We start from the raw sequence: 16,466 nt of genomic DNA on the forward strand, positions 1-16,466 counted from the left end.
CTATCTACTGCCAGTCGACTGGCCGTCGGATGTCCTCGCGGCAATGCGCTGGACGACGGCCGTGGCTCGCTGCTTGGTCGGATGGATGCGTCGCACCATACGCGGAGCGACCGCAAGCGCTGCCACGACGAGGGCGGCGCGCAACGTCCGTCGCTGATGGAGCGCCACCTTCGCCGCAGACCGAGCCGCCACGGTGTCGCCCATGAGAAGGGACGACCGGGCGCGCCGCAAGGCCTGGTAGTACCGGACGTTTCGTAGCGCGCACTGAACGGCCTCGCGGTGCTCGAGGCTGCTCGACCGTCGCGCGACTAGTGTGTAGGTGCGCTCAATGCGAGATTCGAATTCCTCCACGAGTTGCGGGTCGTGTGACTGCGAGTCGGCGCGTCGGCGGAAGAGGCACAGCCGGTCCGGAAAGGTCCGCACTTGGTACCCAGCCTCGAGTAGCCTCAGCCACAGCATGATCGACTCGTCGATGTCGGTCGTGTCGGATTGGTAGCCACCTACCGCCCGCCACGCCTCGCGGCGAATCGCGCCGGTGTAATACGGGATTCTTCCCGTCAGTGCCTCCGTGAGGGTCAAGTAGTGGCCTGCGGGATGGGCGTCCGGAAACCCGATCGAGGCCTGATGGGTCCCCGTCAAGACATTCGCCTCCTCATCGAAGATGCAGGCGTCGCACCCAATCGCATCGACGTCCGGCTCCGCCGCGAGAATTTCGCCCATTCGTTGGCAGAAATCAGGGCGCAGAAGGTCGTCGCTGTTGAGTACCGAGAAGTAGCTGCCTCGAGCGGCGGCTGCCGCAGCGTCCACGCCGCCACCGATGCCACGATTTACCTGGCGGATCAATCGAATTCGCGGATCGGTCGTGTAGTGCCTGACGATGCTCGCCATGTCGTCGGACATTCCGTTGTCGACGACGATCATCTCCCAATCCGTGCGCGTCTGTTTCAGCACAGACTCAACGGTCTCGCCCACATATGCCTCGGTCCGATACGCGGTGGTCAGGATGCTGAACGTTGGCTCGGTCCGCACGGTTACCACCCGATCCCCACATAGCCGACGCGGAGGCGGCGACTTTCGGCGTTGGGGAGGCGGACGAGGTCGACGACCACCTGGTGTTGCTCCGCCCGGTCCAGAGCGGCGATGACTTCGGGGTCTTTCGAGCCGGCGACGAGTACCTCGCTGTGATCGAGAACTCGGTCGACGTCGTCGGTGAGGAGGTGGCCGATATGGGGTAAACGTTCGTCGATGTAGGACCGGTTGCCGCCGATCAGCCGAGACAGCGAGACGTTCGAGTCGTAGATCAGGACGTCGTAGCCCTTGCCGAGGAGTCGCTCGGCCAATTCGACTACAGGACTTTCGCGTAGGTCGTCGGTTCCCGGTTTGAAAGCGAGGCCGAATATCCCGACTTTGCGCTTGTCCAACGAGGTGACAATATCCACCGTGCGACGTAGCTGAGATTCATTGGATACCAGCACATTTGAGATCACAGGGATGTCGATGTCATGTTGGCGCGCAGCGTGCAGTAGAGCGCGCAGGTCCTTCGGGAGGCAGGAGCCTCCGAATGCGAAGCCCGGGCGGAGATAGGCAGGGCTGATGTTGAGTTTCGTGTCGGCCAGGAAGACGTTCATGACTGCGTGGGAGTCCAGGCCGAACGAGGCGCAGACGGCGCCGATCTCATTGCTGAACGCCACTTTCAGGGCGTGGAAGCTGTTGTCGACGTACTTGCTCATCTCGGCGACGGCGACGGGTACTCGAAAACGTTGCCCGTGCAGTCCGTCGTAGAGGCTCATCACGATTGTGCCGGAACGCTCGTCGCTCTCGCCGACGACAATCTTCGAAGGTGCGAAGAAGTCGCGCACGCTGGTGCCCTCGCGGAGGAACTCCGGATTGACGCAAACTCCGAAATCGCGCCCGACGTGCTTCCCCGATTCCCGTTCGAGAATCGGGATCAGGATCTCCTCGCACGTGCCGGGCACCATCGTGCTGCGGTAGACGATCACGTGCCATCCGGCCTTCTGTGCGAGCGCCGCCCCGATTTGTTCGGTCGCCCGCTCGAGGAACGCGGTGGAGATCCCGCCGCCCGGCCGCGACGGCGTGCCGACACACACCATGGTGAGGTCGGAGTCGAGAACTGCCCGCTCGGGGTCGTCCGAGACCGTGAGGTTTCCGGATTCGACTGCGCGAGCAGTCACGTCGCCGATCCTTTCCTCGACCACCGGCGCGAGGCCCCGTCGTACCACCTCGGTCTTCTGGGGATTTACATCTACGCCGATGACGCGATAGCCGCGCGAGGCGAGGCACGCTGCTGACACGCAGCCGACGTACCCTAGACCGAAGATGCTCAGTGTCGGTTGTCGGTCGAATCCGCTCGACCGCTCGATCGCATTCATCTCACAAATTGTAGACTTCAAAGTAGGCAAATGGGGTAAAAAACGTACTTGTGGTTTGTTTATGACGGGCATACAGTAGCTTCAGTATCCGAGACGTTCGCAATGCTCGAGCTGACGGTGCCGATCTCCGGCTGCAGCTCTGCATCGCCCATCGGTTGAATTCGTGCCGCGCACAGTGGCGAACTCGTACGCGGACACGTCTCGAATCCGTCAGGGGAGGACAGATGACGAACACGCTGCAAGCTCAGATCCGACGGATCCGGGGTCGCGCCTGGCTGGTCGTGGCAGTGACCGCGATTTCCGTCGGCGGCGCGCTCGCTGCGGTGATGACCGCGGATACCACCTATACCGGCAAAGCCACGCTGACGATCGACTCTGAGGCGCGGTTGCCTGAGCAGGACGTTGCGATCGCGCGGAGCTACGCGGACACCTTGAACTATGCGCCATACCAAGAAAAGCTGCGCGAAGCCGCCGGGTTACCGGAGGACGTCACATTCACGGCCGGTACGGCCGCATCGGGTCCGATGGTGATAGTCGAAGCCACCACGAATGACGAAGCCTCCGCGTCGGCGTCTGCGTCGGTGATTGCCGAGGCCTTCCGTGACGACTTCAACGCGAGTTGGCGCGCCGGCCGGGACAACGCCATTGCCGAGCTGATGGCCAAATGGAACGAGGAGTTGCTGGCGCTGGGCGACCTCCCCCCGGAAGGCGGGGAGACCGCATTACGCACGGTAGCCGTCAATGCGCTCCGGGATCGGATCGGTCAACTCGAATCCGACACGACTGATCAAGTCCAGATTCTGCAGTCTGACGCCGGTGTGACGGAAAACTCTCCGAGCCAGGTCCGTACGATCGGACTGGCGCTGGTCGGCGGCTTTCTCCTCGGCTGCGTCCTCGCTCTGGTGATCGCCGCCGTCGAGAACCGAGTCACCACGGCCGACGATGTCCGAGAACTCGTGGGGCTCGACACGTTGGCCGAGGTGCCACGCGGTGGGTCGGCGGCGGCGGAAAGTGTGCGGCAGAAGCGATTCAGACAGCTGGCCAATGTAGTAGCCCCACCGGCCCCTCCCTCGACGGCCGCCGGGAAACACGAGTCGAACACACTATGGCGCATGCTGAAGAACGCGGCGCACCCCGCAAGTGCTTCCAGCAGGTCGACCGTTCCGGCCGTACTCGCTGTTGTCGCTCCGGTCGCGACCGACGGTACGACGCAGGTCGCTGCGGCACTCGCAGAGCAGAGGGCCGTTCGCGGCGATCGCACACTCCTCATTCGCGCCGACTTCCACCACACACGGCAGGATGAGCGGCAACCCGGCGAGGCCACCGACGCGATCCCCGGTGTCGCCGACTTCCTTTCGCGACACGGGGTCGCAGACATCGACCACCTCGTCCGGGCCGGGATCACGAGTCGCCTTCGGGTGATGGAGCCCGGTCACTATTCGGGCGATCCGTACGCTCTGTTCACGCGTGATCGGCTCGACGCGCTTGTGCAGGCGACCCGCGGCACCGCGGATCTCGTCGTCGTCGAGGCGCCGCCGATCAACGAGGTGGCGGAGGGCCAGGTGATCTGTGCCTCGGTGGACGGCGTCATTCTGGTGTTCGAAAGGGCGGTAACCCGTGGGCCGGATGCAGTGAGGGCGTGCGAGTTGTTAGACCAGGTCGATGCGACTGTTCTCGGTGCGGTCGTGGTCGAATCCCGCACGGCCAAGGCGCCGTCGTCGCGCCGGCGCGTACCTCGGTGGCTCGTACCGTGGCGGCACGCCGAGCCGACGGCCGTGGACGAAGTGCTGTCCACAGGTGAGCCGGATGCACCCCCCACTGACATGCGGGACGAGTTGCGAGCCACGGTGCCGGGTGCGGCCCCGGCGAGTGCGGGGAACGGGGCGAAGCCGACCGTGCCGGATGCGGTGCCGGCGAGTGCGGGGAATGGCGCGAAGCCGACCGTGCCGGATGCGGTGCCGGCGAGTGCGGGGAATGGCGCGCGGCCGACCGTGCCGGATACAACCCCGAAGAGTGAGGGGAATGGGTCGCGGGCGAGCGAGCCGAATGGGATTCCCGATGCGACACAGCCTATCGACCACCCGGAAATGGCTCTGTCCGAACAGGTCTCCTCGAACTCACCCGAGCCGAATCACGCGTGACGGGCAACCGCGATGAGCCTCCCGCACGAGTACATCGGGGTAACGAATCGACCGCGTGCTGTTTTCCGGCGGGGTTACGCCGCCGTCGGTCGCCGCTGGTGGTCCGTCGCTGCCCTGGCCGGAGTGGCAGTCGTCTTGCTCGGACTCTCGGTACGGTCACCCGATCGGTTCGGCGTTCTCGTCGTGCTTCTCGGTTTGGGTTGCATTCTCGTCTTCGTCGGGTTACGCGATCCCGTGTGGGCGGTGTTCTTCCTCCTGATCGCGACCTTCACGCGCCTGGCATTGCCCGACATCCTGCCCGTCGACCCGTTCCTCATCGCGTTTGCCGGTGTCATCGCCTCGGTGGCGATCGGGATCTCCGCGCGCACGATCACCATGCCCGCCCTGGGGCCGGTGGAGGCGGTGATGGCGCTCTATGTGGTGTGGAACATCGGGTCCATGGTTGCGCTGCACACGTATCAGGCGACCGTGCCGACAACTGGTGAGGGCATTTCCATCTGGCGGTTCATCCTCAACGGCACGGTGATCCCGTTCGTCCTGTACTTCGTCGGACGGTCCGTCTTCGACACCGAGGCGTCGGTACGTCGACTCCTCTGGCTCGTGCTGGCGCTGAGCGGCTATTCGGCCGCGGTCAGCATCATGCAGTTCCGGGGTCCGACCTCCCTGGTCTGGCCGCGATACATCGTGGAAAGTCCGGCCTGGGACAGCCGCGCGGTCGGCATATTCAATCAGCCCGTCGTCAACGGCCTGATCCTCATCGTGGGTTTCGTGGTCGCAATGTTCCTCGCAGCCCAGAAGGGTGGGCCTGCGTGGCGCCGGGTGGTCGTGGTCGTGGTCGCGTTCGCCTCCGCGTACGGCATCTATCTCACCCACACCAGGGTGGTGTGGCTGGCCTTCGCTCTGGTTCTGGTCGGGGGCGCGGCGTGCGCCAGAGGATTCCGGTCGGGATTCGTCATCGGCCTGGTCGTCTCCGTACTTCTGGTGGCGACGCATTGGGCCACCTTCACGAGCTCGGACCGCGCTGCGGGGGGCGTGGGGTCGGAAAACGAGCTGGATGACCGGCTGAACACGATTGCAACGTCCCTCGGGGCGGCCCACGAAAGGCCGTGGGCGGGATGGGGGATCGCACGGTTCGCGGCAGTCAATACCTACCACCATTCCCAATGGTCCGACGACATCCCGTGGGAGCGCGGATTCGGGATCGCCTCGCACTTGAACGAGCTCGGCATCCTTGTCGAGCTGGGACTGGTCGGGTTGGCACTGTGGCTGACAGTGCTCGGTCTCGTGCTACTGCGCCTGATCCGCTCCTACCGGACGCTGCCGACCGATGGTCTGTGCAGTTCCCGTCTCGGCTTCGTCGCGTTGACCGCGTTTCTCGTGCTGATCGTCACCGGTCTGACAGTGGACCTGCGGTTCTTCGACTTCCCGAACGCGGTGGTCATGTTGCTCGCAGGCGTCACGATCGGCTGGGCCCGGAGATACACCCACGTGGCGGATGCCGGCGCCGAGAAGGACAGGAATCAGGAAGCGGTGAGGACGTGACGAGGCAACGGGCGGTATGGGTGTCGACCAGTACCGAGACACGCGGAGGCATCGCGACCTTCGTGCGGACGATGCAGCAGACCGCATTGTGGACGGACTGGAATATCCAGCACATCGCGACCCATCACGACGGATCCGTCGCCACCAGGATCCTGGCCTTCGCCCGGGGAGCGGTGGCCTTCACGGTGACGCTCCTGCTGGACCGGCCCGACGTCGTGCATATTCACACCGCTTCCAACGGAAGCTTCGTGCGTAAGGCGACTCTCACCTGGATCGGCCGGGCCGCCAGGGTCCCGGTCGTGTTGCATTTGCACGGCGGCGAATTCGACCGGTTCCACGACCGGTGTCCGCGCCCGCTGCGTCGAGTCATTCGGGCCACCCTGGAGAATGCCGACGCAGTCGTGGCCCTGGGCGGCAGTTGGCGGGCGAGGCTCGCCAGAATCGCCCCGTCGGCTCGAATCATCGTCGTCCCCAATGCTGTTCGACCGCAGCGGGCGGTAAACCAACGGCCGTCGGATCACGAGCCTGTGAACGTGGTGTTTCTCGGTGACGTGCTCGACCGGAAGGGGACCTTCCTGCTCCTCGACGCCTGGGCCAAGATAGTTGCGAATTCAGGAAGCGATCGACCCGGGTTGCTCACGATCGCCGGGGACGGCGAGGTGGAACGCGCACGCACGACGGTCGCCGGCCTCGGCCTGCACGACAGCGTGAGGGTGGTGGGATGGCTCCCGCATCACGAGGCGTCCGAACTCCTGGACCGGTCGCAGATCCTCGTTTTGCCCTCCCGAGCCGAGGGCCAGCCAATGGCGATCCTCGAGGCCATGGCGCGCGGTCTGTGCGTCGTCGCCAGTGACGTCGGAGGGATCCCCGACCTGATCGACGACACGTGCGCGGTGGTCGTCCCGGCCGATGACCTCGACCGCCTCACGTGCGCTCTGAGCCGGGTGCTGCACGACCACGACAGCCGGCGCCGGCTCGGAGCGAGCGCCTGGCAGCGCGTCGCCGACGAATTCGACGCCGATGTGGTCTCGCGCCGTTTCGACGCTCTGTACCGAGAGGTGAGACGATGACCGACCGCCCACTCACTGTGCTGTACGTGGTGCCCGACCTCGGCGTGGGTGGCGCCGAGCGTCACGCCACCACGTTGTTGTCGCATCTGGATCGGTCCCGGTTCACGCCGTCGGTGATCTGTCTCGGACAAGAGGGAGCCTTCTTCGCAGACCTGACCGCTGCCGGGATTCCCGCGCGGGCATTGCACCGGGCAAAGCGTCGGGCGCTTTCCGCCCTCGTCGACCTCGTGCGCGAGATGCGCCGTGCAAGTCCGGACATCGTCATCGTCCGCGGATACAGCGCCGAGATTCTCGGTCGGATCGCGGCCGTGATCGCGCAGGTTCCCCATGTGGTCGTCTGGGTTCACAACTGCGGTGACATCGAGCGCCGCAGCCTCACGAGAAGGTTCGCGGACCGTCTGCTCAGGCCTGGCACCACCGCGTACTTCGGTGTCGCGCACGCGCAGGTCGAGTACCTCGTCGACGAATTGCACCATCCGCCGGGAAAGGTGCGGGTGATCCACAATGGCGTAGATCCCGCACTGTTCGATCCGGCCGGTGACCGGGGCATTCTGGCGGAGTTCGGAATCGCGGGACATGATCCGGTGGTAGGCATACTCGCGGCATTGCGTCCGGAGAAGGATCACGCCATGCTTCTTCGCGCCGCGCGCATGGTGGTCGACGAACTGCCGCACACGCGTGTGTTGATAATCGGCGACGGTCCGCAGCGCGGGGCCCTGGAGAAGCTGACAAGCGAACTGGGCCTGGTCGACAACGTGGTCTTCACCGGTTCGCGCTCGGACGGACCTGCGCTACTGGGCGCTGTGGACGTCTTCGTCCTGAGTTCGTACAGCATCGAGTGCTTTCCGATGGCCCTGCTCGAAGCCATGGCCGCAGGTCGACCCGCCGTCTGCACGGCAGTCGGCGGCATTCCCGAGATGATCTTGGACGGAATCACCGGGCATCTGGTCCCGCCCCGTGACGCGCATGCGCTCGCGAAGGCACTTGTGCGGGTGTTGTCCGATCCGGCTCGGGCGCGGGAGATGGGGCTTGCCGCCCGGGCCCGGGTGGAGAACGAGTTCAGTCTTCGCCACAGTGTCGACGAAGCTCAGTCAGCTCTCGAACAGGTGGCGGGACGGGGAGCCGGGTCGACTCCGGTCCGGCTCGGCGTGGTTCTCGATCGCACATTCGTCGGCGGTGTGGAGATCCTCCTGCTGAACCTCTTCCGGAATTTCGATCCGATGCTGGTTCAGCCGCGATTGATCTGTCTTCGCGAGGCCGGTCCGCTCGTGGACGAGTTCCGTGCTGCCGGGTTCGGCGTGGAAGTCCTGGAGCGCACCGGTCGATACGATCTCCGCACCCTGCCGCGCCTGATTCGCAGCCTGCGACGCGACCGCACGGATGCTGTCCTCGTCACCCATCACCACCGGGCGTCGCTGGCGCTCGGTCGAGTTGCCGCGAGGTTGGCCGGAGTGCCGGTCAACGTCGTCGCGGCGCACGACATGGAGTTGACGTCGGTCGGCAATCGGGTCCTCCCTTGGTGGGCAGTGAACACGATGTTCCTGTCCGACGCGCTCGTACTTCTGTCTCCGCGGCAGGGCGCCTACCTTCGAGCGGAAGAGGGGGTCGGCCGCTACCCGTGGCAGCGGACCCGTAATGCCGTCATCCCCAACGGCATTACGCTCCCTCCCGTCGCCGGCAATCGGGACCGACTGTGGGCCCGGCGAGAACTCGGACTCGGCGAGGAAGATTTTGCGGTGGGCATCGTGGCGCGACTCAGTGCGCAGAAGGCGCACCAAGTTCTGCTACAGGCGTTCAGTGCCCTCGCGCAGAAATGTCCTCACGCTCGCCTCGTGGTGATCGGCGGTGGTGAGCGTGAGGGTGAACTCCGTTCTCTTGCTGCAACGCTCGGGATCACCGAGCGCACCAAGTTCGCCGGATTCCGGCGGGATGCGCAACGATTGCTGCCCGGACTCGACGTGTCCTGCCTGTCATCCGTCCACGAAGGAGTTCCGATGGCGATCATCGAGTCCATGGCCGCCGGCCTTCCCGTGGTAGCAACCCGGTGCGGGTCCGTGCCGGACATGATCGTCGACGGCGTACTCGGCTACCTCGTACCGGTGGGGGACGCAGACGCTCTCGCACAGCGACTTCTCGAGTTGGCGGAAGATCGGAACCTGCGGGCGCGCATGGGAAGGCAGGGGCGCGCATGGGCGGAGGAACACTATCGGATCGAAGGCACGGCGCGGGGATACGAACGACTGCTCACGGAACTGGTATCCCGATGACATGCCACATTCTGATACTCGTCGAAAACCTCTCAGTGCCGTTCGATCGGCGAGTGTGGCAGGAGAGCAGGGCCCTGACGGACGCGGGCTACCGGGTCACCGTGGTCTGTCCGATGGGTTCGAATCAGGACCGGAAGCGGGAGGAGACGGTCGAGGGCGTCCGGATCCTCCGCTACCCGCTGACGGCCGCGACCGGGGGGCCAATCGGCTATCTGCGGGAATACACGCAGGCGCTGTGGCATACCCTCCGCCTGGCGCTGCGGGTGCGGCGCGCGGGTCCGATCGACATCGTGCAGGCCTGTAATCCCCCCGATCTGCTGTTCCTCATCGCGCTGGTGCTGCGCCCCTGGGGAACTCGATTCGTGTTCGACCACCACGACCTCTCGCCTGAGCTGTTCCTCTCCAGGTTCCCTGGCCGGGGTCGTGTGCTGTACTGGGCCACCCGGCTGTTCGAGCGACTCACGTTTGCGGCCGCGGACGCCGTGATCTCGACCAACGAAAGCTATCGGCGTATCGCGCTCGAGCGCGGCAGGATGGCGCCCGATCGGGTGACGGTGGTGCGGAGTGCTCCCGATCTTCGCCGGTTCGTTCGGCGGGAACCCGACGTTGAACTTCGCCGAGGCAAGCCGTATCTTGCTGCCTACCTCGGTGTGATGGGGCCGCAGGACGGCGTCGACCATGCGTTGCGGGCGATTGCTCATCTGCGCTACACGCTCCGTCGTGACGATGTCCACTACATTTTCATGGGTTCCGGAGACTCTTTCGACGATGTGGTGGCTCTCTCGGACAAGTTCGGGCTCCGTGACGTCGTGGAGTTCACCGGGCGGGTATCGGACGAGTTCGTCCAGCGGTGTCTGTCGACCGCGGACATCTGCCTCTCGCCCGACCCTCGCAATCCGCTGAACGACGTCTCGACCATGAACAAGGTAGTCGAGTACATGGCAATGGGTTGTCCGTTGGTGTCGTTCGACCTCGTCGAGGCAAGGGTGTCGGCGGGAGACGCCGCGCTGTACGCCCGGGCCGACGACGAGGAGGCGTTCGCGGAAGCGATCGATGAGTTGCTCGGTGATCGTCGGCGCAGACACGAGATGGGTGAACTCGGGCGCAGGAGGGTCCGGGAGCAACTGTCGTGGGCGACGTCGAGTCGTGCGCTGGTGGACTTCTACGAGGCACTGTCGAATGCGCGGACGACCGTCCTCGCGGACGACCGACGTCTCACTCCGGGGACCGGAGAAGCACGAGCCCATCCTGAGGGACGAGCGTGACCTCGTCGACCGTCTGCCCGTTGTTGGTCGCAGGATCCTGGGTTCCCGTCAACCGTTGGTACGGCCGTTCCAGTGTGATGTTCGCCGGCTCGGTGCCGGTGTTGAGAAGAACGATGCCGTTGTCGAAGTCGCGGCGGAACACACCCTCGCTTGTGGATCCGAATCCGTCGGCGAATTCCTGACTCATTGCCGCCGGACACGGATTCGCCATCAGGGGCTGACCCAGATATCCGCGCCCCAGCCCGCCGCCGTCCATCTCGTCGTAGTACGATAGTTCGCTGTAGTCGATACCCATCGGCGCCCAGTATCCGTTCTGAAGCAGCGTAGCGGCCAGGAAGAAGCGTGCCCGCCGAAAATCCTGTTCGGTGCCGGGCGCGGTTCGACGCTTGTCGATCGTGATAGTGAGGCCTGGAAGGCGGTGCCCCGTTCCGGAACTGACTTCGACGTAGCGGTCGATGTCCGTCAACGGTGCCGAACGGACCTCGGGATCGGCAAAGCTCTCCCACACGCGGCCGTCGAGTTGGCCGCCCCGCAATGTGCGCTCGCCGTTGGCGACGACGACGGCGCCGGGCATGCGCTGGCGCATCCGCACTTCCGCCCTGTCGATGCCACGTTCCCAGGGACCTCCGACGCCGTAGATCTGGTCTTCCGACTCGTCGGTGCCGTTGAGGTCGATGTCCCAACGGTCGTGGTCGGCCCCGAAGATCCGATCCCCCCACACGTCGAGGAAGATGCCGTCCCATACTCCCGTGGACCACACCGAGTCGACGACCCAGTCGGCCGCGTAGTCGGCGTAGATCCGACCGTCGAGTGACGGTGCCTGATCAGTGAGGTTCGCCATCACCGTGTGCGGCCATTGGCTTACGCGGGATCCGTCCTGTGTGGTGGCGAGCCACTGGGCGGGAAAGGTGCTGTCCGTCGCAGTGTCGAACTGCCACAATTTGTACCTGTCACCCCAGTAGTCACGCGTGCCGAGCTGTTCCGGATAGTCGACCACGTTCACGTACGCGAGCAGCCGAACACCGGGGTTGAGCGCACGGATCTCGTCGAAGAACGTGCGGGGGACGCGATGGGCCCACTCGTGGTCGAGGACCACGACGTCGTAGCGGGCGAGTTCCTCGACCGGGGGCAGTACGTGCTGATCCAGGTAGGTCGTCGCCGTTCGCGGGAACGGAAGCGAAGGTGGACCGGCAGTCCCGCAATCGACGGGTCCGCGTTCTTCCTTCTCGCACGCCCCGGCCAGGACGCAGGCGGGCAGGACGACCGCCAGCGCCAGATGGAGGAGTCGGGACCGTCGGCGTATCCGAGGGCCCTGCGCACCGGACACCGGGTCAGTATCTCACCGCAGGGCGACGGTGTCCCGCCCCACGGTTTTCGACCACGGCGGCCTTCAGCTTGCCGCTCGGGGGCCGTGGAATGGCCGGAAGGGCCCGCAAGGTCACCTCCTGTCCGGGGCCGAAAAGCCTGTCCACGTTGCGGCGGGCCTTCAGCTCGACCGCGTCCGAGTCGAATCCGGTACCGGGAACGATTCTGATCTCGAACCGGCCCGGTGCAAGCTGCGCGATCTGTGCCTCGCGTAGTCCGGTGAGATCGTCGATGACCGTCGCAGGGAGGGGGAGAAGGCGACCGTCCGCCGCCGTGAAGGTGTCCTCGGTTCGGCCGTCCACGGGTCCGATCAGCGCAAACCGCCGTCCGCAGGGGCACGGCCCTGCCGGTGCCGGTCCGACCTCGTCGCCCGTCCGATACCGGAAGAGTGGGAATCCCCAATTGTGCAGGGCGGTGCCGACTATTTCCCATCGGTCGGGGACTCCTTCGACGGGAAGGAGTTCGACGATGCCGTAGTCGGGAAAGATGTGGTAGCCGCCCGACTCGCAGGCACCCGCCATGGCGACCCGCTCGGTTTGACCGTAGTGATCGACGATCGGCCCGGCGAACACGGCACGTATCAGCGACCTCTGACCGGGAGTCGTCATTTCGGACGAGGTGATGACGGCGGTGACGGGGAGGCATTCGCCGCGATCACGCAGCAGAGCTGCCAAGAGAGCGATGCTCGACGGCCACCCTTCCACCGCCTGCGGTCGGAAATGCCGGATCCGGTCGAGGATTCCTGGCACCTTCTGCGGCGTCAGATGGTAGCTGGACACCCACAGCTGTCGTCCACCCGCGACGTTCTTCACCGGCACACCTTGCTGCCGATCCGCGTAGAAGTCGCTGCCGCGCAGAATCACTCGGCGCGCGCCCGCGGGTAGCCCGAACCATCGCCATTGGCGCTCGAGAATCGACAACTCGAATATCGAGGAGCCGGGTGTCCGGAATGTGGTCAACGGGCGCCCGGACGTTCCGCTCGAATGTGCGGGCCACATCAAGCGGCGCGGATACACGCAGAACCGTTCCGGATTCTCGACGAGGTCGGCTCGGCTCAGCAGCGGCAACCGGCCGAGGTCGCCGATTGTGCGGATCGACCGGGGGTCGATGCCTGCCTCGGCGAACCAGTCGCGGTAGAACGGCGACTGCACGGCGGCGACCTGCACGAGTCGCCGGAGACGGCGTTCCTGGAATCGGGCGATCTCCTCGGCCGGTGCGCGCTCCATCGACGACAGCGAACGGCACATCGTCCACCGCAATGGGTGAGCGCGCCGGATGCGGTGCTGCACGTTCTGCAGCGATCCCGTGGGTGCCATCTGGACCTGCCTTCGTACTGCGTCGTATCGTTCTAACGGACATGTGAGCAACGGCGTTCACACGTTCCACTCGGAGAGGGGGGACGGTGATGGGCCTGGCCTGGTATGCGCGCCGGCTGCGGTCGATGACACCCCGCGAGGTCGCGTGGCGGGCCGGCCGAGCGGGCCGGGATCTCCTGGCGCCGAGCCTGGACGGACTCACCGATCAGGAGCTGTTCGGCGCCGACGATCCGCTGGCCGAGACCGCGCTGCAACGGTTTCGGGAGAATATCGGACGCCCCGTGCTCCTGTGCCGAGATCGGGCTCTCGAGATCGCGCGAGACCATCCCGATCAGGTCGCGTCCGTCATCGCCGCCGCTGATCGCGCGGTCGAGGGACATGTCCGTTACTTCGGCTACCCGGAGGTGACGTTGGGCCGGCCCGTCGACTGGAATTACGATCCTGTCGCCGACGTCCACTGGCCCCGAGTCCCCGCGTCGAGGATCGATCACCGGACGTCGGTGGGTGATCCGAAGTGGATCTGGGAACTGGCAAGGCTGCAGCATCTGCCGTGGCTTGCCGAGGCATGGTTGTTCACCGGGGACGAACGCTATGCTGCCGCGGCCTTCGACCAACTCGACTCGTGGATCGACCAGAATCCGCCGGGCATCGGGGTCGCCTGGCGTGGCGCGTTCGAGGTCGGCGTCCGTGCGATCTCGATCGCGGTTGCCCTTCAGGGGCTCCGGGAGTCGCGACTGCTGACGCCGGAGCGCTTCCGGAAGATCACCCGAGTGCTGTCGCAGGGCGCTGCACGGTGCCGGCGCGACCGTTCCCTCTACAGTTCTGCCAACAACCATCTTGTCGGAGAACTCGCCGGGCTCGCGACCGTCGCCATCCTGTTTCCCGACGTGGGTCCCGCCCCTCGCTGGGAAAGACATACGATTCGCGCACTCGCCGTCGAGGCGAACCGGCAGATCCTGCCCGACGGTGCCGGTGCGGAGCAGGCTGTGGGCTACCAGATATTCACTGCAGAGTTGTTGCTCACGGTGGCAGTGCTGCTCGACTCCAGAGGTGACCGACCACCGACGGAGATCGTCGACGCACTGAACCGCAGTGCGGACTACCTGGCCGCGTTCGTCGGTGACCGGGACCCGGATCCACGGTATGGCGACGACGACGAGGGTTTCGCGCTGCGTCTCGGCCCCGAGCCACTGCGCACTGTCCGTGATCATCTCGGTGCCGTCGCGGCGTTCACCGGCAACGCGGCGGCGACCCGCGTCGGACGGGAGACAGTCTCCTCGGCATGGCTGCGTCGCACTGCCGGAGTAGGCAACAGCGAGGACGTTTCGCCCGGTGATTTCTTTGCGCCACAGGGCGGGATGGTGGTGTTGCGTTCGGGGGAGCGGCGGTTGACGGTGGATGTCGGTCCCCTGGGATATCTGTCTCCCGCCGCTCACGGTCACGCCGACGCCCTGTCGATCACGCTCAGCGTCGGCGGGGACGAACTGATCGGCGATCCCGGTGCCGCGAGCTACTACGGACATCCGGACTGGCGCACGGTGCACCGTGGAACGCGGGCCCACGCCACCGTTACCGTGGACGGGTTCGATCAGTCGGTCATCGGCGGACCGTTCCTGTGGACCCGGCACGCCCGGACCCGGGTGCGCTCCGTGGACCTGATTCGCGGGGTGGTCGATGTCGAACACGACGGATACCGCCGCCTGTCCGATCCGGTTGCCCACCGCCGATTCGTGATCGCTCCCAGCGAATGGCAGGCGGTGGCCGTGATCGATGTGATCACGGGTTGCGGAACACACGAGGCCCGGACATCCTGGCCGGTGCACCCGGCGCTCGACGTCACGGCCGCCGGCAACGAGCATCTCGTCACGCGGACCGGGACATCGGTTCTTCAGATTCTCCATGGTGCCTCCCGGGACCTCGTGCGCGAGGAGTGGAAGGGGGAGAAGACGACCGGGCTCGGCTGGTGGTCGCGGCGACTGGAGTCGCGCGAACCGTCCTGGCTCGTCGGGGCCCGCACCGTCGGGTCCGTACCTCTCGCCATGGCCACCGTCCTCACTCCGCTCGGCAGTCGCGGCGCCCATGCATCGCATCTCGAGGTCGCCGTGAATGCTGCGGAGATCACGGTCGCATGGCGCGTCGGCGAGACCGGATACCGAATCGAGATAGATACCATCGCGGGGTCCGTCCGCTACCGCGACAGCTGAGCGATGATCGCGCCGCCGGCCTCGACGTCCTGACCGAGATGCCAGTACGTGATGCCGTACCTTTCGTGCCACGCCAGAAGCTGTTCTGCGCACTCGGCCACGGTGCCTGTGAGTACGGCCGGCGAATCCTTCAACATGTCGCTCGCTTCGGCGAGGTGTCCGCTGAAGGAGGACCTGCATTTCGGTCCGTGTGACGGCGCGTCGGTGATGTCGACGTGATAGCAGGTGAATTGGAAGGTCGGCGTGGGCCTGCCCGCCGCCGCAGCCGCCGCGCGAACCCGCTCGATCTTGCGATCGACGCACTCGGCGGTCAGGTCCAGGACGGCGGCCGGATCGAGCGTGGGTGTGGTTTGCCGCAGGTGGATTCCGGCGATGTCGGCGACTCGTCCCGCGAGTTCGAGCATTCGCGGACCCCCACCGCCCACGAACAGAGGAGGTCCGCCGAAGCCGGACCTGCGGGGTAGTGACTCCATATTGTCGACGGCATAGTGCGAGCCGGTGAAGTGCACGTGCTCGCGTGAGAAGTATTGCCGGACGATCTCGAGAGCTTCGGCCAGACGGTCGATGCGTTCGGCAGGTGGGTCGAACGGCAATCCCACCGTCCGGTAGTCGTGCTGCTTCCAGCCGGCGCCGATACCGAGTTCGAGACGTCCGTCGGACAATGCGTCGATTGTCGCCGCCGCCTTCGCGAGCAGAGCGGGGTGATGCAGGTCGTTCGTCAGAACCAGCGACAGAACATGCAATCGGGTGGTGCTCGCCGCAGCGAAGGCCATCGCGGCGAGAGGTTCGAGCACCCAGCCGTCGGTTACGTGCTCCGACACGGCCACGGTGTCGTAACCGAGGTCCTCTATGCGGCGGAGTTCGTTCCGCCAGGACCCGGCATCCGCACGCAGCCGTGGCATGGGT

Annotated in this window: 11 protein-coding genes; 6 read left to right on the forward strand and 5 right to left on the reverse strand. The window is 65.6% G+C overall.

The window, feature by feature from the left end; genetic code table 11:
* Both P3H15_RS01545 and P3H15_RS01550 read right to left on the reverse strand, forming a co-directional pair.
* Nucleotides 1-1,038, reverse strand: coding sequence for a glycosyltransferase family A protein (locus P3H15_RS01545; protein ID WP_276135629.1), 1,038 nt, complete (start codon nucleotides 1,036-1,038; stop codon nucleotides 1-3).
* Entirely contained in the window at nucleotides 1,032-2,390 is a 1,359-nt protein-coding gene (locus P3H15_RS01550; RefSeq protein ID WP_276135630.1) for a nucleotide sugar dehydrogenase, read from the reverse strand. The genes P3H15_RS01545 and P3H15_RS01550 overlap by 7 nt, the downstream gene beginning before the upstream one ends.
* Nucleotides 2,391-2,614: 224 nt before the next feature.
* On the opposite strand from P3H15_RS01550, the gene P3H15_RS01555 reads away from it, so the two are divergent.
* From P3H15_RS01555 to P3H15_RS01575, 5 genes are all read left to right on the forward strand, one after another.
* Entirely contained in the window at nucleotides 2,615-4,531 is a 1,917-nt protein-coding gene (locus tag P3H15_RS01555; RefSeq protein ID WP_276135631.1) for a hypothetical protein, read from the forward strand.
* A 123-nt stretch (nucleotides 4,532-4,654) separates the two neighbouring features.
* Entirely contained in the window at nucleotides 4,655-6,073 is a 1,419-nt protein-coding gene (locus P3H15_RS01560; protein ID WP_276135632.1) for an O-antigen ligase, read from the forward strand.
* A complete protein-coding gene (locus P3H15_RS01565; protein WP_276135633.1) occupies nucleotides 6,070-7,143 on the forward strand; it encodes a glycosyltransferase family 4 protein in 1,074 nt (357 codons plus the stop codon). Before P3H15_RS01560 ends, P3H15_RS01565 begins: the two co-directional genes overlap by 4 nt.
* Nucleotides 7,140-9,410 (forward strand): glycosyltransferase, encoded by a 2,271-nt coding sequence (locus P3H15_RS01570; RefSeq protein ID WP_276135634.1) that lies wholly within the window; start codon nucleotides 7,140-7,142, stop codon nucleotides 9,408-9,410. Before P3H15_RS01565 ends, P3H15_RS01570 begins: the two co-directional genes overlap by 4 nt.
* Nucleotides 9,407-10,675, forward strand: a complete 1,269-nt coding sequence (locus P3H15_RS01575; RefSeq protein ID WP_276135635.1) for a glycosyltransferase family 4 protein — start codon at nucleotides 9,407-9,409, stop codon at nucleotides 10,673-10,675. Before P3H15_RS01570 ends, P3H15_RS01575 begins: the two co-directional genes overlap by 4 nt.
* Here the strand turns inward: P3H15_RS01575 and P3H15_RS01580 are convergent.
* Together P3H15_RS01580 and P3H15_RS01585 are read right to left on the reverse strand one after the other, a co-directional pair.
* Nucleotides 10,626-12,002 (reverse strand): putative glycoside hydrolase, encoded by a 1,377-nt coding sequence (locus tag P3H15_RS01580; protein WP_276135636.1) that lies wholly within the window; start codon nucleotides 12,000-12,002, stop codon nucleotides 10,626-10,628. The two genes, P3H15_RS01575 and P3H15_RS01580, sit on opposite strands and share 50 nt — an antisense overlap.
* A 4-nt stretch (nucleotides 12,003-12,006) precedes the next feature.
* Entirely contained in the window at nucleotides 12,007-13,356 is a 1,350-nt protein-coding gene (locus tag P3H15_RS01585) for a phenylacetate--CoA ligase family protein (protein ID WP_276135637.1), read from the reverse strand.
* A gap of 89 nt (nucleotides 13,357-13,445) precedes the next feature.
* Between P3H15_RS01585 and P3H15_RS01590 the strand changes: the two genes are divergently transcribed.
* Nucleotides 13,446-15,560 carry an alginate lyase family protein gene (locus P3H15_RS01590; protein ID WP_276135638.1) on the forward strand — a complete coding sequence of 705 codons (2,115 nt, stop codon included), beginning with the start codon at nucleotides 13,446-13,448 and terminating at the stop codon, nucleotides 15,558-15,560.
* On the opposite strand, the gene P3H15_RS01595 is transcribed toward P3H15_RS01590, so the two are convergent.
* The gene (locus tag P3H15_RS01595; protein ID WP_276135639.1) at nucleotides 15,545-16,462 is read right to left on the reverse strand and encodes a TIGR03621 family F420-dependent LLM class oxidoreductase; all 918 of its coding nucleotides are present in this window, start codon (nucleotides 16,460-16,462) and stop codon (nucleotides 15,545-15,547) included. The two genes, P3H15_RS01590 and P3H15_RS01595, sit on opposite strands and share 16 nt — an antisense overlap.
* Nucleotides 16,463-16,466 lie beyond the last annotated feature (4 nt).

It is taken from the genome of Rhodococcus sp. T2V, from assembly GCF_029269925.1.
In the GTDB taxonomy this organism is placed as follows: Bacteria; Actinomycetota; Actinomycetes; order Mycobacteriales; family Mycobacteriaceae; genus Rhodococcus_F; species Rhodococcus_F koreensis.